This window comes from Corticicoccus populi (assembly GCF_042686195.1).
Lineage (GTDB): Bacteria > Bacillota > Bacilli > Staphylococcales > Salinicoccaceae > Corticicoccus > Corticicoccus populi.
In genome coordinates, this window is record NZ_JBHUOQ010000003.1 from 182780 (window position 1) to 202849 (window position 20070).

At 42.4% G+C, this 20070-nt stretch carries 22 protein-coding genes; 18 read left to right on the forward strand and 4 right to left on the reverse strand.

The features are described 5' to 3' along the window. Positions 1-14: 14 nt before the first annotated feature. Genes ACFSX4_RS09165 through ACFSX4_RS09180 form a run of 4 tightly spaced genes read left to right on the forward strand, consistent with a single transcriptional unit; the run spans position 15 to position 3545 of the window. The gene (locus ACFSX4_RS09165; RefSeq protein WP_377773848.1) at positions 15-1604 is read left to right on the forward strand and encodes a gamma-glutamyltransferase family protein; all 1590 of its coding nucleotides are present in this window, start codon (positions 15-17) and stop codon (positions 1602-1604) included. A gap of 15 nt (positions 1605-1619) precedes the next feature. Then, a complete protein-coding gene (locus tag ACFSX4_RS09170; protein WP_377773850.1) occupies positions 1620-2153 on the forward strand; it encodes a chromate transporter in 534 nt (177 codons plus the stop codon). Further along, entirely contained in the window at positions 2154-2684 is a 531-nt protein-coding gene (locus tag ACFSX4_RS09175; protein WP_377773852.1) for a chromate transporter, read from the forward strand. Positions 2685-2702: 18 nt separating this feature from the next. Further along, positions 2703-3545: an aldo/keto reductase gene (locus ACFSX4_RS09180; RefSeq protein WP_377773854.1), complete on the forward strand. Its 843-nt coding sequence runs from the start codon at positions 2703-2705 to the stop codon at positions 3543-3545. A 75-nt stretch (positions 3546-3620) separates the two neighbouring features. Here ACFSX4_RS09180 and ACFSX4_RS09185 read toward each other — a convergent pair whose 3' ends face one another. From ACFSX4_RS09185 to ACFSX4_RS09195, 3 genes are read right to left on the reverse strand one after another with little or no spacing between them, the layout of a single operon-like run. Further along, on the reverse strand, positions 3621-4703 hold the full coding sequence (locus ACFSX4_RS09185) for a glycerate kinase family protein (RefSeq protein ID WP_377773856.1): 1083 nt from the start codon (positions 4701-4703) through the stop codon (positions 3621-3623). A gap of 14 nt (positions 4704-4717) precedes the next feature. Beyond that, positions 4718-5617: an acetamidase/formamidase family protein gene (locus ACFSX4_RS09190; RefSeq protein WP_377773858.1), complete on the reverse strand. Its 900-nt coding sequence runs from the start codon at positions 5615-5617 to the stop codon at positions 4718-4720. 14 nt (positions 5618-5631) lie between these two features. Next, on the reverse strand, positions 5632-6639 hold the full coding sequence (locus ACFSX4_RS09195; protein ID WP_377773860.1) for an NADH:flavin oxidoreductase/NADH oxidase: 1008 nt from the start codon (positions 6637-6639) through the stop codon (positions 5632-5634). A gap of 202 nt (positions 6640-6841) precedes the next feature. Here ACFSX4_RS09195 and ACFSX4_RS09200 point away from each other — a divergent pair, with 202 nt between their 5' ends. The 12 genes from ACFSX4_RS09200 to ACFSX4_RS09255 all read left to right on the forward strand — a co-directional run bounded on the left by ACFSX4_RS09200 (position 6842) and on the right by ACFSX4_RS09255 (position 18072). Next, entirely contained in the window at positions 6842-7852 is a 1011-nt protein-coding gene (locus ACFSX4_RS09200) for a TAXI family TRAP transporter solute-binding subunit (protein WP_377773862.1), read from the forward strand. Further along, complete coding sequence (locus ACFSX4_RS09205) at positions 7845-9785, forward strand: TRAP transporter permease (protein WP_377773864.1); 1941 nt, start codon at positions 7845-7847, stop codon at positions 9783-9785. Before ACFSX4_RS09200 ends, ACFSX4_RS09205 begins: the two co-directional genes overlap by 8 nt. Positions 9786-9790: 5 nt before the next feature. Further along, positions 9791-10492, forward strand: coding sequence for a FadR/GntR family transcriptional regulator (locus ACFSX4_RS09210; protein ID WP_377773866.1), 702 nt, complete (start codon positions 9791-9793; stop codon positions 10490-10492). A 9-nt stretch (positions 10493-10501) separates the two neighbouring features. Then, positions 10502-11917, forward strand: coding sequence for an FAD-binding oxidoreductase (locus ACFSX4_RS09215; protein ID WP_377773868.1), 1416 nt, complete (start codon positions 10502-10504; stop codon positions 11915-11917). Continuing rightward, on the forward strand, positions 11901-13181 hold the full coding sequence (locus ACFSX4_RS09220) for a (Fe-S)-binding protein (protein ID WP_377773870.1): 1281 nt from the start codon (positions 11901-11903) through the stop codon (positions 13179-13181). Before ACFSX4_RS09215 ends, ACFSX4_RS09220 begins: the two co-directional genes overlap by 17 nt. A 12-nt stretch (positions 13182-13193) precedes the next feature. Continuing rightward, positions 13194-14405, forward strand: coding sequence for an L-2-hydroxyglutarate oxidase (lhgO, locus tag ACFSX4_RS09225; protein WP_377773872.1), 1212 nt, complete (start codon positions 13194-13196; stop codon positions 14403-14405). 88 nt (positions 14406-14493) lie between these two features. Then, on the forward strand, positions 14494-15000 hold the full coding sequence (locus tag ACFSX4_RS09230; protein ID WP_377773874.1) for a GNAT family N-acetyltransferase: 507 nt from the start codon (positions 14494-14496) through the stop codon (positions 14998-15000). A 43-nt stretch (positions 15001-15043) separates the two neighbouring features. Then, positions 15044-15544: a GNAT family N-acetyltransferase gene (locus ACFSX4_RS09235; RefSeq protein ID WP_377774011.1), complete on the forward strand. Its 501-nt coding sequence runs from the start codon at positions 15044-15046 to the stop codon at positions 15542-15544. 163 nt (positions 15545-15707) lie between these two features. Beyond that, positions 15708-16016, forward strand: coding sequence for a TIGR04104 family putative zinc finger protein (locus tag ACFSX4_RS09240; RefSeq protein ID WP_377773876.1), 309 nt, complete (start codon positions 15708-15710; stop codon positions 16014-16016). A 26-nt stretch (positions 16017-16042) separates the two neighbouring features. Continuing rightward, positions 16043-16402: a TIGR04104 family putative zinc finger protein gene (locus ACFSX4_RS09245; protein ID WP_377773878.1), complete on the forward strand. Its 360-nt coding sequence runs from the start codon at positions 16043-16045 to the stop codon at positions 16400-16402. A 152-nt stretch (positions 16403-16554) separates the two neighbouring features. Then, the gene (locus ACFSX4_RS09250) at positions 16555-17292 is read left to right on the forward strand and encodes a hypothetical protein (RefSeq protein WP_377773880.1); all 738 of its coding nucleotides are present in this window, start codon (positions 16555-16557) and stop codon (positions 17290-17292) included. Between the two features lie 42 nt (positions 17293-17334). Beyond that, a complete protein-coding gene (locus tag ACFSX4_RS09255; RefSeq protein ID WP_377773882.1) occupies positions 17335-18072 on the forward strand; it encodes a class I SAM-dependent methyltransferase in 738 nt (245 codons plus the stop codon). A gap of 39 nt (positions 18073-18111) precedes the next feature. On the opposite strand, the gene ACFSX4_RS09260 is transcribed toward ACFSX4_RS09255, so the two are convergent. Further along, positions 18112-18465 carry a DUF6176 family protein gene (locus tag ACFSX4_RS09260; protein WP_377773884.1) on the reverse strand — a complete coding sequence of 118 codons (354 nt, stop codon included), beginning with the start codon at positions 18463-18465 and terminating at the stop codon, positions 18112-18114. A gap of 139 nt (positions 18466-18604) precedes the next feature. Here ACFSX4_RS09260 and ACFSX4_RS09265 point away from each other — a divergent pair, with 139 nt between their 5' ends. Next, positions 18605-18955, forward strand: coding sequence for a carboxymuconolactone decarboxylase family protein (locus tag ACFSX4_RS09265; RefSeq protein ID WP_377773886.1), 351 nt, complete (start codon positions 18605-18607; stop codon positions 18953-18955). A 144-nt stretch (positions 18956-19099) separates the two neighbouring features. Continuing rightward, positions 19100-20044 carry an agmatinase family protein gene (locus ACFSX4_RS09270; RefSeq protein WP_377774013.1) on the forward strand — a complete coding sequence of 315 codons (945 nt, stop codon included), beginning with the start codon at positions 19100-19102 and terminating at the stop codon, positions 20042-20044. The last annotated feature ends 26 nt before the right edge of the window (positions 20045-20070 follow it).

A 20070-nucleotide genomic window follows, 5' to 3' on the forward strand; every position in this document is an offset into this window, starting at 1 on the left:
AAAGGGGACATATAATGAATCATAACAGTTATCCATTTTCAATAAGCAGGCAGAGTGTGTATTCAAAAAATGGTATGGTCGCAACAACGCATCCTTTGGCATCTTCGGCAGGAACTGAAATGCTGAAAAAAGGCGGTAATGCCATGGATGCAGCAATCGCAACCGCAGCCATGCTGACAGTCGTTGAGCCGACGAGTAACGGCATCGGGGGTGATGCTTTTATGATTGCGTGGATGAACGGTGAACTTCACGGCATGAATGCGAGCGGCAGGTCACCGGAATCTTTAAGCATGGAAAAGGTGAAGGCAGCAGGGCATGAGGCACTGCCTGTTTACGGCTGGCTGCCGGTGACAGTACCTGGAGTACCGAAGGCATGGGGGACTTTAATTGACAAGTTCGGTAATTTGTCATTGAAAGAAGTTTTGGAACCTGCTGTTATGGCGGCACGTGACGGTTTTGTTGTGACACCGACAGTTGCGAAGTTCTGGCAGGCGGCGTATAAGAAGTTCGAAGTGGAAGTGGAAAATTTTGAAGAGATCAAGCCGTGGTTTGATGTGTTCGGCAATGCTCAAGCCGGGGAATTAAAGACACTCCCGGAACATTCTGAGACATTGATGGAAATAGGGGAGACAGGCGGTGAGTCGGTTTATAACGGTGCACTTGCAGATAAAATAATTAAATATGCAGAGGAAACAGGCGGTCTGTTAACAAAAGAAGATTTACAATCATTTGAAGTGGATTTTGTCGATACCATGCATTTGAATTATAAAGGTTACGATATTCATGAGATTCCGCCGAACGGTGATGGTATCTCTGCGCTGATGGCGCTCGGCATGCTGAAAAATGATGATTTCAAAACACTTGATACGGATACATATCATTATCAAATCGAAGCGGTTAAACAGGCGTTCAGTGACATGCATCAATTTGTTGCGGATGAAGATTATATGAATATGCCTGCAGAAGCACTGATTGATGCGGACTATCTTTTGAAAAGACGGGAAGAAATCGGGGAGTGTGCCGTGAAAAGAACGCATGGAGAACCTCCGAAAGGCGGAACAGTCTATCTGGCGGCAGCTGATAAAGAAGGCAATATGGTCTCCTATATCCAGAGTAACTATATGGGATTCGGCTCAGGGATTGTTGTACCGGGAACGGGGCTCGCACTTCAAAACAGGGGGCACAACTTCTCTATGGATCCGGACAATCCAAACTTCATAGGCGGTGGTAAAAGACCGCTTCATACGATTATTCCGGGTTTTATTACTAAGGACGGAAAACCTGTCGGCCCGTTTGGTGTAATGGGCGGCTTTATGCAGCCGCAGGGGCATCTCCAGGTGGTGATGAACCTGATTGACTTTGACATGAACCCGCAGAGTGCACTGGATGCACCGAGGTGGCAGTTTAAGGAACATCTGACGGTGGATGTTGAAGACAGATTTAATATGGATACTGCAAGAAATCTGGCGGCCCGCGGGCACAATATTACAGTGAATGTTGAGCCGAACCGTTTCGGGCGGGGCCAGATAATTATCAGGCAGGAAAATGGAACATATGTCGGCGGAACCGAATCCCGTACGGACGGTTCAATTTCGGCATATTAGGAATGAAGGGATTATATGCAGCTGAAAATTTTTTGGGTGTTTTTTAAAGTGGGGATGCTCGGTTACGGGGGTGGCCCCGCCTCTATACCGCTTGTTAAGGCGGAAGTGGTGGATATTCACAAGTGGATGACCGACGAGGAGTTCCAGGATGTTCTGGCCATCGGCAATACACTGCCGGGGCCGATTCTTACGAAGATGGCCGGTTATATCGGCTACATTAAGGCAGGCTGGACGGGTCTTGTGAATGCGGTGCTTGCAGCAATTTTACCGACTATTATTTTAATGATTATTTTATTGACACTGTTTGTTGAATTTAAGGATCTCGAATGGGTACAGGGGATGAGCAGAGGTGTCCTGCCGGTGGTCGGTGTCATGATGGCGCTGTTGACTTATGAATTTCTTGCGAAAGCGAAATCCGGCTCGACATGGTTGTTCATCATCGTATTTACGGTGGTATCAATCATACTGCTTGTTGTTCTTGATCTGCATCCTGCCATCTTAATCGCAGTCATTATCATATACAGTATGTTCAGAAAGGAAGGGAAATAAATGCTTCTGTACTTTCAAATATTTTTGGCATTTTTTATTCCGGGAATTCTTGGGTACGGCGGTGGTCCTGCTTCTATACCGCTTGTTGAACAGGAAGTGGTCCAGAATTACGGCTGGATGACATCACAGGAATTCGCTGAAGTACTGGCACTCGGCAATGCCCTTCCGGGTGCGATTATCACAAAGATGGCGGGTTATATCGGCTTTCAGATAGGTGGTATTCCGGGTGCGGTGATTGCATTGACGGCAACAGTACTGCCGTCCTTGATTTTGATGATTACACTTGCCGGTCTGTTATATAAGATGAAAGGGACAAAAAAGTTCGAAACATTAACGACTCTGGTCCGTCCCGTGGTTGCAGTGCTCCTCGGCGTCATCGCTTTTGATTTCTTCGGCGGTGCGTATATTGAGTCGGGAGTGGTCCATACGGTGATATTATCAACGGCAAGTTTCCTTTTATTAACGAAGTTTAAAGTGCATCCTGCACTTGTTATACTCGGCGGCTTAATTTACGGTGCATTATTATTATAATTTACAGGAGGTATTTGAATGGTTCATTCAATTAAAGACACATATACACTTTCAAACGGGGTGGAAATTCCTGTGATGGGACTTGGTGTATATAAAAATACTGATCAAGAGGAACTGAAAGGTGCAATCGAGACTGCACTTCAGGCGGGTTACCGTCATATTGATACTGCGGCAGTATATAATAATGAGGCCGGTGTCGGCCGGGCAGTCAAAGAGAGCGGGATTTTACGCGAGGAATTATTTATTACTACGAAGGTCTGGAATACAGATCAGGGTTATGAAGAAACTCTCGCGGCTTTTGAGCGCAGCCTTGAAGCACTCGGACTTGAATATGTGGATTTATATCTTGTCCACTGGCCGATGCCGGGGACCTATACAGACACATACCGTGCGCTTGAGACATTGTATGATTCCGGAAAAGTCAGAGCGATTGGTGTCAGTAATTTCCATGAACATCACCTGGAAACATTATTTAAAGAATGCAGAATAAAACCTGTACTGAACCAGGTGGAGTATCATCCACATCTGCCCCAGAAAGCATTAAAAGAATTCTGCGGGAGACATGATATTCTGCTTGAAGCATGGGCACCATTGAAGCGGGGCGGATTGTTTGATCACCCGGTCATTGTTGGTGCGGCTGAAAAGTACGGAAAATCCCCGGCACAGATCATTCTTCGGTGGGATATTCAGAACGGTGTGTCCACCATCCCGAAATCAGTGACACCGGAACGTATTAAGGAAAATGCTGATATTTTTGATTTTGAGCTGACGAATGAGGAAATGCAGCAGATGGATACGCTGGAAAATGGTGAACGCATGGGGAAAAATCCTGATGAAGTGACACTGGAATCATTTGAATAATTAAGATTGAATATATTACAGGAGTCTGATCCGGAATTTTCCGGTCAGACGCCTTTTTTAGAATGCGGCAGGTGATTAAATAATATCGGATAAAATCTGATCGGTTTTTCTGACCAGGTGTCTGCTGGTGTTGGACATGACTGTTTCAGCATCGTAATCATCATCAACAAGCCCGTACACATGATGGAATTCACCTTCAAAACCGCTGTGAATCTGGCCGGATAATAAAATACACGGAACACTGTGTTTTTGACAGAGTTCGAGTACGACAGAAGGCACTTTTCCGTCCATTGTCTGAGCGTCGCTTTTTCCTTCACCTGTCATGACATAGTCTGCATTTGAAATAGATGCTTCCAGACCGATTAACTCAGCAATTAAAGGACCGCCGGGTTTTATTTCTGCACCGAGAGTCATGAGCATCCAGCCGAGACCGCCGGCAGCACCCGCCCCTGGTGATGTACTGAAATCTTCAAAGCCCGCACGCATCATTTTTTCGTGAAGTTTTTTCAGACGTCCTTCAAAAATATTCAGCTTATTTCCTGAAATACCTTTCTGGGGGCCGAACACACGAACAGCACCGGATTCACCCAAGAGGGGATTATTAACGTCTGAAGCAATAATGATCTCAATTTTAGAGAGATCGACAAGCGTCCGGCTGTCTATTCTATTGATAAGATCAATATGTTTATTTAACGAAAGAACAGGTGTTGATTCACTGTCGACAGCAGAGCCTCCGAGTGCTTTGAATAAGCCGTATCCACCGTCGGATGTTGCAGAGCCTCCGAGTCCGATAATAATCGTTTCAGCCCCTTCTGAGACCGCATGGAGGATGAGTTCCCCGACACCGAATGTTGTCCTTTCACCTGGAAGGGATTCAGTTAATAAATGAATCCCGCAGGCTTCAGCAGATTCAATAATGGCTGTTTTCTTAAATATTTTGTATGTTGCTTTTACTGAAAGCCCCTCAGGACCGACAACAGCTGCCGTGACGCTGCGGTATTCGGGACCGACACACTTCAACAGGCCGTCCCCGCCGTCACTCATTGGTTTTTGAACAGCTTTGTGCCCGTGTTTTTCTATTCTTTTTGCGATGAGTTCAGATGCCTCAATCTGGTCCATAGTGCCTTTAAACGAATCATTTGCGATCACAAATTTCATTATGTCACCCCCTGTTAAATTGGAATATTATAGTGATTCAGTACATACCGCGGCACAAAGAAGCGTGCCGTCTTTTTCGGATCAACAACCTGATTGATTTGTGTCTGTCCGACAATACTCATCAACATGGTGATTTCATTAAGAGAAAGGTCTGTATAAGGATGAAGGAAACGAATCATTTCTTTTACAGACAGATCAACAGCCGTATCGAGACTCTCGTCGGACACCATCATATACACACCGTCATCATCAGAAAGGAGCGGGTGGGATATTTTCATATTGTCCGCCTTCTGCAGTCTGACAGTAACTTCCGCACTAATTTCGACGCCCGAAATACTGACCTCGCCGTCACCCATTGCCGCGTGCACATCACCAAGTGCAAACAGTGCACCGTCATGATAGACGGGCAGATAAAGTGAAGCACCCTCAGTAACTTTGACGGAATCCATATTGCCGCCGTGATTATCAGGAGTGCCGTTATTCACCGGTGTATTTAAAGGTGCAACTCCTATTACGCCGATCATCGGATTCAGAGGGATGTCGATGCCGTTGAAATTTAATAATTCTTTCTCTGAATCAATATCAATAAATTTAACGTGACGCTCTGTAAGTATACTGCCCATGACACCTGCTCCCGGGCCGTTAACCATCACACCTCTGTCGGAAAGTGTGATGGTTTGAATATCCGCTTTCAATACATCATTTGGTTTAAGACCTTCGACATATACAGGACCGGTCGCAGGATTGATACCATCCCAGCCGGAACCGCCGGCAGAACTGTTTTCATTTTTCATCTGTCCGGTGTAACAGTCATACGTTTCCATCACGACAGTGTCACCGTCGTTCACTGTCAGATTCGGGACATTGTCTTTTGACATCTCATATATTTTCTTCTCTTTATCAATAAAATGCATATTTCTGCTCCTTTCTATTGATATCCTCTGGTGTACTGGCGGGGAATGAAAGATCCGCTGTCATCATGGTTCAATACCCAGTACGGGTCACGCAGCAGGGCACGGCCGAGCGCAACTAAGTCTGCAGAGCCGTCTTCAATCACTTTACGTGCATCGTTAACATCATCCAGCACACCGACAGCAATCACCGGAATATCCGCCCCTTCTTTTACAGCGCGGGCAAAAGGCACCATATACCCGGGAGAAGCTCCCGGAAAGCGTTCCGGAGAAGGTCTGCCTTCGCCGCCTGCTGAGACATGAATAATGTCTACGCCTGCTTTTTTAAACTGCTTCGCAAGATAAATACCATGTTCAGTATCATAACCGCCTTCTGCAAATTCTTTGGCTGAAATTCTAATGGCTAAAGGTATGTCATCAGGTATTTCTTTTTTTACAGCATGGATGACTTCAGAGCCGAACAGGCTCAAGTCCTCACCGTATTGATCACTTCGGGTGTTTGTCCGCGGTGAAGAGAACTGATGAATTAAATAACCGTGGGCACCATGTATTTCAATAAAATCAAATCCTGACGAAACGGCACGTCCGGCAGCCAGCCTGAATTTTTCAATCATATTACGTGTCTCGTCAGTGGTCAGTTCATGCGGTGTTTTCGAGCTGTCATCATAAGGAATGGGACTTGATGAGACGGGAGTTTCAGCATCGACTGCTTTTCGTCCTGCATGAGCGATTTGAATGCCTGCTTTTGCGCCGTTCTGATGGATGGCATCAACGAGTGTTTTGTAACGGGAGATGTGACTGTCCGACCATAAACCCAGGCAGTGATCCGTAATTCTTCCGTCAGGTTCAACATTTGTCATCTCTACAATAATCAATCCCGTTCCGCCTGCAGCCCTTGATGCATAGTGGGTGGTATGCCAGTCGTTGGGAAAGCCGTCTTCAGCAGAGTACTGACACATAGGTGCCATGACGACTTTATTTTTCAAATCTAAATTCTTTATCTGATAGGACTCAAATAGTGTCATACAGCAAACCCTCCAATAATTATTAATCTTATTGTCTACAAGAAAACATCAGAAGTCCAGATTTATGCAGTAATTTTTGAATAGTCAGTAAAATTATTTGTGACGAAAATGTGAATAAAGTGTTGAAATTTTACTATTTGTAATATAAGATTATCATATTGTATTACAAGTGAAAGCGCATACATAAAGAGGGGGAGTAAAAATGAGTAAAAAGTATTTTCTACTTATTATTACAGTACTGCTGGTACTTGGCGGCTGTAATTTTCAGAAGAAAGAGATTTACAATATTGCGACTGCGTCAACCGGGGGTACTTATTATCCGATTGGTGTCGGTCTGGGGCAGTTATGGACAGAACATTACCGTGACCAGAATATTAAATTTAACGGGCAGGCATCAGCAGGTTCAGTTGAAAATATTGATTTAATGAAAAACGGAGAGGCAGATTTCTCCATACTGCAGGGATTAATTTCGACACAGGCAGCAGAAGGCAGCGGTATTTATGAAGGGGAGCAGTTCGAAGAGCTCAGAGCGGTCGGTATGATCTGGCCGAATGTTGAACACTTTGTCTTGATGGACAGTGAGGTTGAGACAGGGGATATATCTGATATTGAAGGGAAATCATTTTCTGTTGGCCCTCAGGCCAGCGGTACTGAACAGTCCACGCTGACCATGATGGAAGGTGTCGGTTTAACTAAAGAGAACATACGCCCTGAGTATCTCGGATATGATGATACTATTTCCGCCATGAGAGACGGGCGTTTAAACGGAGGATCACTTCCTGCGGGTGTTCCTGTATCTGCGATTACGGATATGTATGCAAGTGGTGTGAACGCAACTGTACTTGATGTGACAGAAGCACAGGTTGAGGCAATCAACAGTGTCGTGAACACATGGTATCCATATACCATTGAAGCAGGCACATATCCGAGGCAGGAGGAAGATATCGAAACTATCGCACAGCCGAATGTTCTCGTTACGACTTCAGAGCTTGATGAGGAATTTGTGTATAACTTAACTAAGATATTATATGAAAATCGCGAGTATATGATAAATATTCATAACTCGGCACGCGAGATGCAGATTGAAACGGCACTTGAGGGATTAAACACACCCCTTCATGAAGGCGCGTACAGATATTTTGAAGAGCAGGGTCTGGAAATTGATGAGAATTTAATACCGGAAGAATTAAAGGAGTGTAATGACAATGACTGAGTTAAAAAAAGAGTTGGAGACACCGGAAGAAGTTGTTGTCGAGGGAACTCAGCGTGATCCTAAGGACTGGACAAAGTATGCAGTTGCTGTCATAGGGATTTTATTATCCGTATTTGTACTTGTGACATCCAGCTATTTAAATATCCAGGGATTTTACCGGAATACTATATTTTTAATTTTAATATTTGTTCTTGGATTTTTCCTGTATCCGACAAATAAAAAGAAGCCGGATTCGAAGTTCAATGCATTTGATTTAATTATGGTATTCATGTCGATTATATCCATCGGGTATATTACATTGATGTATACGAATCTTCATGTGGAACGTATGTCGCGTGCAGAGACGCTTGATTATGTGTTTGCGATACTTTGTATACTTGTACTATTTGAAATGACGCGTCGTTCAATTGGATGGTTTATACCTGTACTAAGTGTCATTGCCATGATTTACGCAGTATACGGTGCGTATTTCCCTATTGATTTTGCACATTCGGGATTTTCTTTTGAACGTTTATTGTTCAGGCTTTATATGACTTCAGATGGTATTTTCGGAAGCACACTGTCGATAGCATCTACATATATTGTTCTGTTTATATTATTTGGAGCATTTTTAACAGCGAGTGGAGCAAGTAATTTATTTAATGATTTAGCCTTGGCCATCGCAGGACAGAGACGCGGAGGTCCCGCACAGGTCGCTGTCATTACAAGTGCATTGACCGGTTCGTTAAACGGAAGTGCGGTAGCCAACGTGGCAACAACAGGTGCATTTACAATTCCACTTATGAAAAGTATTGGTTTAAAGCCGAGATTTGCCGGAGGCGTTGAAGCAGCAGCCTCTACGGGAGGTATGATTATGCCGCCGATTATGGGGGCGGCTGCCTTTATCATGGCTGGGTTTCTGGGTGTACCTTATACAGCAGTTGTGATGGCGGCAATTATTCCAGCACTCCTCTACTTCATAGCATTGGTTATTTCGATTGATACAGAATCAAAAAAACTGGGACTAAAGGGTATCAGTAAAGATAACATCCCTGATGTTAAGCGCGTACTTATCGAACGTGGGGCGCTGCTTTTGCCTATCATTGTTGTTATCGGTGTGCTGGTCATGGGACGTACTGCTATTTTTGCAGGATTTGCAGGTATTGTCGCAGCAATCATTACATCCTATTTAACGAAAGATAAAGAGAATAGAATTACAATTCCCAAGTTTTTTGAAGCACTTATTGACGGTGCGAAAAACTCTATACAGGTCGCTGTAGCCTGTGCTTCAGTAGGAATCATTATTGCAGTTGTATCAATGAGCGGTGTGGGTTCAATGCTTGCCTACAATGTGGTGGATATCGCAAACGGTAACTTGTTCCTGATTCTTTTGCTTGTCATGGTGACATGTATTATTTTAAGTTTCGGACTGCCGTCAACAGCACTATATATTGTTGTTGCAGTTACTGCTGCACCTGCTCTTGTTACTGCCGGCGTTCAGCCTATGGCTGCACACTTTTTCGTATTCTATTATGGTGCAATGAGTAATGTGACACCTCCGGTTGCACTTGCTGCATATACTGGTGCCGGAATCGCGAAAGCAAATCCGATGCAGACTTCATGGACAGCGATGAGGCTGGCACTGCCGGGCTTTATTATTCCGTTTATGATTGCATACGATCCGATTCTCCTGCTTCAGACAGATGAAGGACCGATTAATTTTGCGGCACTTGCGACGGCATTGATATCTGTTTTAGTCGGTATATATGCACTGTCAGTCGGTTTTGGAAATTATATACGGGTTAAGTTGAACATAGTTGAACGAATCATTTTAATCGCAACAGCGTTTTTACTCATATCAACGGATACAACTTTAGATATAATAGGATATATACTATTTGTAATTGTGATGATTGTTCACTTTTTAAGGAGTAAAAAAGCAGTGGAGGCCTGATTCAGATGAAACCAATCAAAAAAGAGAAGCTATCGGATTTAATATTTACTCAATTAGAAGAGATGATTAAGCAGGGAGAATACGGTGAAGGTGAAAAACTGCCGTCAGAAAATGAGCTTGCATCATTCTTCAGCGTCAGCAGGGTGCCGATTAGAGAGGCGATGTCGAGATTGGTTTCGGTCGGTTATATAGAATCTATACAGGGAAAAGGCAGCTATGTCAGGAGACGGGACGCTGCAGATGCATTTAAGCAGTTTTCGTATGGTGCGTTTACTAGAAAAGATTTGTTTGATTTATTGGAAATGCGGACGCTGCTTGAAATTGAAGCGGCAGGATTCAGTGCAGTACGTCATACAGAAAAAGATCTGCAGGCTATAAAAAAAGCACTTGATGATTTTCAGGAAATCACAAGCAACGAGAAAACAATCGGGATGCGTGCGGATTATAATTTTCATAAAGCAATTATTCAATCGACAGGAAACAACTACATGATTCAGACATTCAACAATCTGGAAGAGCTGCATAGAAATGTTCTGGAGTTTTCACTTAAGTTGAATGTTGGTAAACCGCGTAAGCGTGAAGAAGTGTTCAGCGAACATTTAAAGATATATGAGGCAGTTAAGAGAAGAGATGTTGAAGCGTCAAAAAAAGCGATGGAGCAGCATTTAAGTACGATGCGTAAAAAACTTGGAGACGATAGGATATAGGTGATTAAAATGTCGAATGCAATCGAACAAAAATTACATGAAATTTTAGGAGACCGGCTGTTGACTGATGTGGATGACCGAATTTCATACGGTTTTGACGGATCTTTCGGCCAGTATATCCCGGATTATGTAGTACAGGTGATTTCTGCTGAAGAAGTACAGGCAGTTGTACGGGTTGCGGATGAATTTGTAATACCGGTCACACCGAGGGGAGCGGCAACGTCATTATCCGGCGGCCCGCTGCCGGTTGCAGGCGGTATTGTAATGGATTTTTCACAGTGGAATCACTATCTGGAGATTTTCCCGGACGATTTATTAATTAAGGTGAGCCCGGGTGTCCGGACAGGAGACATTCACAAACTTGCGGATGATTATAATTTAATGTATCCGCCTGATCCGTCATCTTCCTCAGTCTGTACAATCGGCGGGAATCTTGCAGAAAATGCGGGAGGACCGCGTGGTGTTAAATATGGTGTAACAAAAGACTATGTACTGGGACTTCAGGTAGTTACAGCAGACGGGAGTATCATTCATACCGGCGGACAGACAGTAAAGAATGTGACAGGTTATGATTTAACAAAGCTGCTTGTCGGTTCGGAAGGGACGCTCGGCATCATTACCGAAGCAACACTCAGGCTGATACCGAAACCGCTTGATACGATGACGGCAATGATTGTTTACGATGATTTATATACTGCCGGAAAATCAATTTCAACAATTTTAACGTCAGGTGTCCGGCCGTCTAAAATGGAAATTCTTGATCAGAATGCGATTAATAAAGTAGAAGATTATGCGGGACTTGATCTGCCGAGGGAAGCAGCTGCTGTATTACTCGTAGAAGTGGACGGTGATACAGAGGCTCTGAAAAAAGAAATGGAAGTCATCCGCAGTGCACTTAAAAAAATCGGCGTGACCGGTGTTAATATTGCCGGTGACAAAGAAGAGGAAGCAAAACTTTGGCAGGTGAGAAAACTCGTCAGTCCGGCGATTGTCTCAAGCGGTTATACTAAAATATCGGAAGATGCGACAGTGCCGCTCAGTAAGATACCGGATATGTTTAAAAAAATCGATGAAATTAAAGAAAAATATCATTTGAATATTGTTGTGTTCGGCCATGCCGGTGATGGTAATTTACATCCGACCATCAATACTAATATGCGGGATGCAGAAGAAGTATCGCGGGTAGAAGATGCAGTGGAAGAAATATTTAATTATGCGATTGAACTCGGCGGCACGCTGTCCGGTGAACACGGCATCGGAACAATGAAACGTGCGTTTCTGGAAAAGGAAGTCGGGCAGGCAGGGCTTGAATTTCAAAAAGCGGTAAAAAAAGCACTGGATCCGAAAAATATATTAAATCCGGGAAAAATATTTCCAAACCCCGGTGAGAAAAGGCTGGTGTTAAATAATGACACAGCTCCTTGATAAACTGGATTACGAGGCAACATTTGACTGTGTACAGTGCGGGTACTGCCTGCCTGTATGTCCGACGTATATCGCGTTTAAAAAAGAAAAGCATTCGCCGAGGGGGCGCATTAATTTAGTAAAGATGGCTGTCGAGGAAAAGATTAATATAGAGGATATGTCTGAGGGGATTGACTTATGCCTCGGATGCAGGGCATGTGAAACCATCTGTCCGACAAATGTGAGATACGGCGACATTCTGATGTCTGCTGTAGAAGTGCTGAAAGATCACAGGAAAGAAAGTATCACAGAAAAAATGCTGAGAACGGGTGCTTTTAAGTTTGCGCTGAAAAACAAACGTGTCTTGAGGCTTGGGAATAAAGGACTTTATCTGTATCAAAGAAGCGGAATAGACAGACTGGTAAAAAGTGCAGGCATCTTAAAACCGCTGCCGAAGTATAATGATTTAAGCCGTGCGGTACCGGATGTTGTTTTATCGAAACGTATCAAAGGAAGCGTGAATCCATTCAGGCAGAAAGGTCTGAGTGTCGGCTTTTTTCAGGGGTGTATTATGGATACATTTTTCAGCCGGATTAACAGTCTTGCTGTGAAAATTATGGAAGCTCACCATGTTCAGGTCACGAACATCAAGGCACAGACATGCTGTGGTGCACTGCAGCACCATGCCGGGGAACATGATTTAACAGTGGCTCAGGCAAAAGAAAATATTGCAGCATATGAAAAGTATGATTTTGATTATATTGTGAATACCATCGGCGGCTGCGGGGCGACACTTAAGGAATATCATAAATTATTTGAAGCAGGCACGGACTGGTATAAACGGGCAGAAGCCTTTACGGACAAAGTACGTGATATATCTGAAATTATGGCTTCAGTGGATTTGAATTTACAGCATCCTGTCAATCAACGCGCGGTATTCCAGCCTTCATGTCACCTTGAAAACGTTCAGAAAGTATTTAAAGATCCACTTAATATTATTAAAAAAATTCCGGGTATTAATTATCAGGAAATGAACGGACAGTCACTCTGCTGCGGCTCTGCAGGTATTTATAATATTATTCATTTTAATGAGTCTATGCAGATTCTTGACTTGAAGATGAACAATGTGAAAAAAGCAGCTCCTGACCTGATTATCACATCAAACCCGGGCTGTCATATTCAGTTAAAACTTGGTGTTGAACGGGAAAATTTGAGCAGTGAAGTAGAAGTGAAACATATCGTTGAAGTGGTTGCGGAAAGCTGCGGTATTACTTTAGATCATTAGGGGGGAATTCATTTGAATGCAGATATAGTGATTGTCGGCGCCGGTATCATCGGACTCAGTGCGGCGTATCAAATTTCAGAGAAACATAAAGATAAAAAAATTGTGGTTTTGGATAAGGAATCAGAAGTCGCGAAGCATCAGACGGGGCATAACAGCGGTGTAATTCACTCCGGCATATATTATAAGCCCGGGTCGTATAAGGCAGTGTTCGCAAGAAACGGATCTAAATCTATGATTGAATTTTGTAAAACACACCATATTAAATATAACCAGTGCGGGAAAGTGATTGTTGCGACCAGTAAGGAACAGATTCCGGTAATGAAAAAGTTATATGAGCGCGGAATTGAAAACGGACTGACTGTAAAACTCTTGAACGGTGAAGAGGTGAGGCAGATAGAACCGTTTGTAAATACTGTCGGCGGTATTCTTGTAGAGGATACCGGAATTGTTGATTTCAAGGAAGTCACAGAAAAATATGCAGAATTATTTGAAGAGAACGGCGGGACGCTGCTTTTAAATACACCGGTTCAAGGGTTAAATGTTAAGCAGAATAAAATCCACGTGGATACACCGACAGGTGAAATTAAGGCGGATTACTTAATTAACTGTGCAGGGCTTTACAGTGATAAACTTGCGAAAATGGCAGGAGTGGACATAGATGTGAAGATTATACCGTTCCGCGGAGAATATTATGAGCTGGATGAATCGATCAGTCATTATGTTAATACACTAATTTATCCTGTCCCGAATCCTGAACTGCCGTTTTTAGGTGTACATTTGACCAACATGATTCACGGCGGCGTTGATGTCGGGCCGAATGCTGTTCTTGGACTGAAAAAAGAAGCGTATACGAAACTCGGTCTTCACTTGAGGGAAACTGCTGAAATTCTGACTTTCCCGGGGCTTTACAGGATGGGAATAAAAAATATGAAGGAAGCAGCGGGTGAATACTACCGGTCCTTCAATAAGAAAGCTTTTGTAAAAGAAGTGAATAAATTAATTCCTTTAATTAAACCAGAGCAGCTGACTCCAATGGAAGCAGGCGTCAGGGCTCAGGCAATGAATCCTGACGGATCTTTAGTGGATGACTTCCATTTTGAGGAGAACGCATACAGTCTCCATGTTTTGAACGCGCCGTCACCGGCAGCAACATGTTCCATTGAAATCGGCAGAGAAATTGCAAAACGCTTTGACAGCACGGGCGGTAAAGATAAAAAGATATAATTTTAAGACAGCATGTGCTGTCTTTTTTTGTGACAATACATGACAGCTTTGAGAAGATAGAGAGAATTATTAAACAGGGGGAATTGGTATGGGAGTAATAATCAGACCGGTACAAATCCGTGATGCGGAAAATGTACTGATTCATTTGGAAAAGTGTATGGATACATACAGGGAGCAGTTGATGACTGAAGCAGATGAGCTCACTTTGACAACGGCTGAAGAGGAAAAAGTGATTATGGATATATCTGAAAGTGACTTATTTTTAGTGGCTGAATCAGAAGGAGAAATTATAGGCACTTTAACGATGTCAGGGTTAAAAAGACGGAAAGTCAGTCATGTGGCAGTATTCGGAATGGCAGTCCAGAAGGAGTATACCGGCGGCGGAACCGGAGGCAGACTGATGGAATATATGATTGATTTTGTCAGTAATCATAAAACACTGTGTAAAATCGAATTAGAGGTGTTCGAGCGTAATCAGAGGGCGGTATCTTTTTATCAAAATTTTGGATTTAAAGAAGAAGGACGTCTGAAGAATCATGTGAAGATGGATGACATGTTTCAAGACTTATTAGTTATGGGTAGATACTTGAACTGAATGGATTTTATTATAAAGAATGGGAGTTGTCGATTTGGAATATGTGATTCGTGAAGCAGTACTGAGCGATGCCAAACAGTTAATTAAACATAAAGAGATTGTGACGGAGGAAAACCCGGACACTCTGGCGACACCTGTCGAAGATCATTCACTGTCTTTGAAAGAGCAGGAAGAAATGATTGAGAATACAGGAGATGAAGACATGGGGCTGGTAGTTGAAGCGGACGGCAGAATTATCGCCATTATCAACTTGTTTCAGCTCGACAGGAAGAAGTTTGAGCACGTCTGTCAGTTTGGAATCAGTGTACAGGAACAGTATTCAGATCACGGGATTGGCTCTGAACTGATTAAACGTGCAGTTGAACATGCAGAAAAGAGTACGGTACTCGAGAAGATTGTGCTGGATGTGTTTTCTAATAATGAATCAGCAGTGAGTTTTTATAAAAGTCTCGGTTTTGTAGAGGAAGGACGCCAGGTCCGGCAGGTTAAACTTGAAGACGGTTATACCGATTTAATACAAATGGCACTATTCACGGACAAATAGAAAAATACTTTAAAATTAAAGTTGGATTTAAAGGGTTAAAGCTTGTTTATTCGGGAATAGATACAGTAGATGAGGCGTTGTATGTTCAGGTGGGGTTGAATCATAAGGAGCATGTATATTACACTAACATATGACGATAATTAAAGAAATTAAGGATGATTGTATGGCGAAATGCCAAAAATGCGGCCGTGAATGGCGCGGTGCAGCAATAATAAAAAGATATATCACACTTAAACCGGATGTGGAGTGTCCGCATTGTGGAGAGTCCCAATACTTAACTAAAAAATACAGACGAAGAAGTCTTTTGTCGGTATTGCTGCTGCCGCTTTTAATATTCATCCCTATATTTGCAGGGTTTGGTCTATTTACAGTGTTGTTTACACTTGCCGCGATTTTCAGTGCAATTATTGGTGTACAGCTGTTCACTATAGAACTGTCGAATATACCTGAAACACGAAGAGACGGTGCATAACTTAATCTTTACATGAGGTGATAATAATGACACGATGTACAAATTGTGATGAAAAATGGACGGCTAAAACTAAAATTAAAGGATCGGTCACACTGGACCGTCATATTATATGTCCGGAGTGCGGGGAAAAGCAGTACTTATCAGCGAAATTTCAGAGAATGAGTATTATTTTAGTAATGATTACTTCAGCTGTTTTGATTCTGACCTCAGCATTTTTTGACGTGGGTGTATCCTTCATAGTCATCGAGGCACTGCTTTTATTCCTGATTAATATTGCGTATATTTATTTTGGTATGACATTAACAGACACTGATGAAACCATGGATGCATTCTTTGAACGTTTTGAAGGAAATGGAAAGTATAAAGAAAGCCATCCATACAGGTAAATGATGTGAATTAATATATTGAGCACATGACGTTTTAACGTCATGTGCTTTTTTGGTGAAAGAAGAGATATTGTATAAAACTGTGAATTTTGAGAAAATGAAGAAGGATTAAAAAAGAAAATTATTATTTAATTATAGAAAGGATTTACAGTATGAGACAGATCTTTGCATATGAGAACCAGCATGATTTTGAGAAGTATCAACAGACTGCGGATATCTTATTTGAACGGCTGTTGAAATACAAAAACATTTTGGAAGAAGAATATAATCTTTTGGATGCACCGAAAGCTATAGTGTGGACATCTAAAGATATCGCGGTAAATATACTCAGCAGTGTACCGGTACCGGCATATACTTCAAGAGACGTGATATTTATGACACCGGATAAAGATGAGTGGAAAGAAGTGATGACAGTTCAGCTTGACGGCAGGGAGGATGCTGAGGTGGCATCATATTATGCATCATTTGATGAGAGACAGATTCTGACGATACTTGCACATGAACTGACGCATCATATTGAGTTTTTTCCAGATGACTTTGATGACTATTCATCCGGGATTTGGTTCGAAGAGGGAATGTGTGAATATCTCCCGAGACGCATTCTGATGGATGATGAAGCGTTCAATCAGGAAGTAGAAGTTCACAGCCGGCTGCTTGAACTATTTGAAGATAAATACGGCGAACGTTCAGTCGAAGATTTTGGTTCAGACAGCTACAACGACAGTATGTCCGGGATTATGTTTAATTACTGGAAAAGCTTTATCACTGTTAAATATGTGGTTGAAGAATTATATGACGGTGATATACAAAAGGTATTTAAAATACATAATGACTGGCATGAGAATTACAGAGAACAAACATTCAGTGAATATCTTGGGATTGATGTGTAACAAGGGATGCTTAAGGCTGTTAAATTACAGGAGGAAACATAAATGAAGAATGAATGGGAAAAAGATTTTTATGCTGAGCAGTATGAAATGATGAAAACTATAAATGTGAAGAAGGATGAAAGTCTCGGCAGTACGCTTTTGGAACAGGCCGGGAGAGTCCCTTCAAGGGTACTCGAGCTTGGTTCCGGGGACGGCAGCTTATCGAGGGTGCTTTCAGAGTCTGTAAAGTCAGTGACGGCTGTGGAGCTGGTTACAGATATGGTGGAATATTCGAAGGGTTTCAATATACCGAATGTACATTATATAAATGATGATTTTTATACGGTATCATTTAATCATTCGTTTGATCTGATTCTTTATATTGACGGTTTTGGTATCGGCAGCGATGATGATCAGCTCAAACTTTTGAAAAAGATAAAGTACTGGATGGATGCAGATGGGACTGTGCTCATTGATATATACCACCCGGATTACTGGAGAAAAACTGCCGGAAGAAAAATGCAGCTTAGTAAAAATATTATCAGAGAGTACGGTTTTGATAAGGATGAATCTGTGATGAGAGATTCCTGGTGGTATACAGGCCGTGAAGAAGAAGCGGTCAGTCAGCATTTGAAGTGTTATACTGCTGATGAAATTTATTATTTATGTAATAAGGCGGGGCTTGAAGTGACAGGTTACTTTCCCGGAGGGAAGATGGATTATGAGACTTTCACTTATTACGAAGTGTCACCATTGTCAGAGTGTATGATGTACAGGATAAAAGCTGTACATAAAAAATAAAAGAAGCACTTCCGAAACCGGAAGTGCTTCTTTTATTTTTTACTCGTGATGTGACATATAATCTCTAAGATGATTTGGAATCATTACAACCTCATTTTTTAAATCGCGCGGACGGAATGTTTTATCAATGCACTTATCCCAGTACTGCAGATGTTTGGCATCAATGCAGTTTTGGATCTCTTTTGATGTGCCGCCGTGGTCTGACTGGACGGAATACCAGTACAAGTATTCGTGTTCACCGATTTTGTCCCTCATAATGGTTTCGATAAACATCTTCTCACCATCCAGTGTAACAAGAACATCTTGCATGTTTTCATTTAAAAAAGCCATCCACTCATCGACAAGTTCACTTTTCCCTTGTTTCACTCTAAATTTTGTTAACTCAACCTGCATTATTCAGGACTCCTTCCGATTTCATCTACACCATAATACAACATTTTTAAGCTTTGTCAATCACCTTTTGGAAAATTATTGTTATATTAAAGATGTAATAATTTTTACACAATACAGAAGATTGAAAAGGATGGATAATATGAGTCATTGGAAACAGTTGAATACCCGTGCACAAAGGAATACAAAGCGCCTTCAGGAAACAGTTCCCGATACGATGAGTGCATTTAAAAAACTTCAAAATGCTGCTTATAAAACGGGAGTTTTAGATGAAAAAACGAAAGAATTTATCGCATTGACCTATGCAGTTGCAGATAAATGTGAAGGATGTATCGGAAATCATGTCAATAAACTGGTGAAACTCGGAGCGACACGGGAAGAAATCGCAGAACTTGCAGGTGTTGCGATTGTGATGGGCGGCGGTCCCGGAAGTGTCTATGGTGGAAAAGCACTTGAAGCGTATGATGAGGCAGTGGGCGGAGATATGGAGTAGAAGGGTTTTGAAATTGTTTACTTAGTTTTTGCTTCTTATATTATTTGATCAAGTAAACGAGTCAGGATGTTTGTATTCATTTTAGTGGTTTATTTGTACGAATTTTTGGATAATAGTATTATGCATTGATATTTAGGAGGGGAAATAATGAGTAATATCTATGGAAATACACCGCCTTTTCTTGGCGCAGAGAATTTAACGGGTGAAGAAAATTATAATACAGACGTCATCGTGTATGGTGTTCCCTGGGAGGGGGCATGTACATGGGGGGACTATACAGGGTGTGAGCTCGGACCGAAGCAGATCAGACTGTCATCTGCAAGATACAGTACATATCTGCCTGAACTCGATCATATTAATGTTGAAGAGCATCTCTCTTTGGGGGATGTTGGAGATGTAAGTGTTGTGCCGCATGATGTGCCGGAGACGATGGAGCGCATTGAGTCATTCGCAGAGAATCTTTGGAAACAGGATAAATTTCTCGTCGGGCTCGGCGGTGATCATGGTATCACTTATCCGATTGTAAAGGCTTTGACGAACACAGGGAAGAAAGTAGGAATTATTCACCTGGATTCCCATTATGACAATATGCCGCATCATGAAGGTGATTTATATGCGCGCAGTACACCGTTTAAGCGCTTGTATGAGACAGAGGGCGTACGTAATGAGTCTTTGATTCATACGGGGATTAAAGGCGCGCGTAATAAGCCGGAGACAGGCAGACTTGCGAAAGAAGCGGGTGCTGTGACATTGACGATTAATGACATTCGTGAGCAGAAAGACTTAAGGAAGTATGCCAATAAAATTTATGATCTTGCGGCAGAAGATGTCGATGTTGTGTATTTGACAATATGCAGTGATGTACTTGATTTTGCGTTTAATCCGGGCGGCCCGGTGGATGGGAACGGGCTGACCTCCTATGAGTTGTGTACGATGATTTATGAATTTGGTAAACGCGGCCTGTGCGGTATGGATTATGTCGAAGTATATCCACAGTCTGATGCCAATCAAAATTCAGCACACTTTGTGTCAACAGCTGTTCTATATGTACTTGCCGGACATGTTCACGGCGGTCACAGTGAATCATAAAAGTGTAAAGAAAGGAGAGTGTGAAG

Bases quoted from the DNA above. Each gene is read 5' to 3' on its own strand.
- ACFSX4_RS09240 (WP_377773876.1), top strand. From the start codon at position 15,708: ATGGCGAAATGCCAAAAATGCGGCCGTGAATGGCGCGGTGCAGCAATA.
- ACFSX4_RS09210 (WP_377773866.1), top strand. From the start codon at position 9,791: ATGAAACCAATCAAAAAAGAGAAGCTATCGGATTTAATATTTACTCAA.
- ACFSX4_RS09190 (WP_377773858.1), bottom strand. From the start codon at position 5,617: ATGCATTTTATTGATAAAGAGAAGAAAATATATGAGATGTCAAAAGAC.
- ACFSX4_RS09180 (WP_377773854.1), top strand. From the start codon at position 2,703: ATGGTTCATTCAATTAAAGACACATATACACTTTCAAACGGGGTGGAA.
- ACFSX4_RS09260 (WP_377773884.1), bottom strand. From the start codon at position 18,465: ATGCAGGTTGAGTTAACAAAATTTAGAGTGAAACAAGGGAAAAGTGAA.
- ACFSX4_RS09255 (WP_377773882.1), top strand. From the start codon at position 17,335: ATGAAGAATGAATGGGAAAAAGATTTTTATGCTGAGCAGTATGAAATG.
- ACFSX4_RS09175 (WP_377773852.1), top strand. From the start codon at position 2,154: ATGCTTCTGTACTTTCAAATATTTTTGGCATTTTTTATTCCGGGAATT.
- ACFSX4_RS09250 (WP_377773880.1), top strand. From the start codon at position 16,555: ATGAGACAGATCTTTGCATATGAGAACCAGCATGATTTTGAGAAGTAT.
- ACFSX4_RS09230 (WP_377773874.1), top strand. From the start codon at position 14,494: ATGGGAGTAATAATCAGACCGGTACAAATCCGTGATGCGGAAAATGTA.
- ACFSX4_RS09170 (WP_377773850.1), top strand. From the start codon at position 1,620: ATGCAGCTGAAAATTTTTTGGGTGTTTTTTAAAGTGGGGATGCTCGGT.
- ACFSX4_RS09195 (WP_377773860.1), bottom strand. From the start codon at position 6,639: ATGACACTATTTGAGTCCTATCAGATAAAGAATTTAGATTTGAAAAAT.
- ACFSX4_RS09185 (WP_377773856.1), bottom strand. From the start codon at position 4,703: ATGAAATTTGTGATCGCAAATGATTCGTTTAAAGGCACTATGGACCAG.
- ACFSX4_RS09220 (WP_377773870.1), top strand. From the start codon at position 11,901: ATGACACAGCTCCTTGATAAACTGGATTACGAGGCAACATTTGACTGT.
- ACFSX4_RS09205 (WP_377773864.1), top strand. From the start codon at position 7,845: ATGACTGAGTTAAAAAAAGAGTTGGAGACACCGGAAGAAGTTGTTGTC.
- ACFSX4_RS09215 (WP_377773868.1), top strand. From the start codon at position 10,502: ATGTCGAATGCAATCGAACAAAAATTACATGAAATTTTAGGAGACCGG.
- ACFSX4_RS09165 (WP_377773848.1), top strand. From the start codon at position 15: ATGAATCATAACAGTTATCCATTTTCAATAAGCAGGCAGAGTGTGTAT.
- ACFSX4_RS09245 (WP_377773878.1), top strand. From the start codon at position 16,043: ATGACACGATGTACAAATTGTGATGAAAAATGGACGGCTAAAACTAAA.
- ACFSX4_RS09200 (WP_377773862.1), top strand. From the start codon at position 6,842: ATGAGTAAAAAGTATTTTCTACTTATTATTACAGTACTGCTGGTACTT.
- ACFSX4_RS09265 (WP_377773886.1), top strand. From the start codon at position 18,605: ATGAGTCATTGGAAACAGTTGAATACCCGTGCACAAAGGAATACAAAG.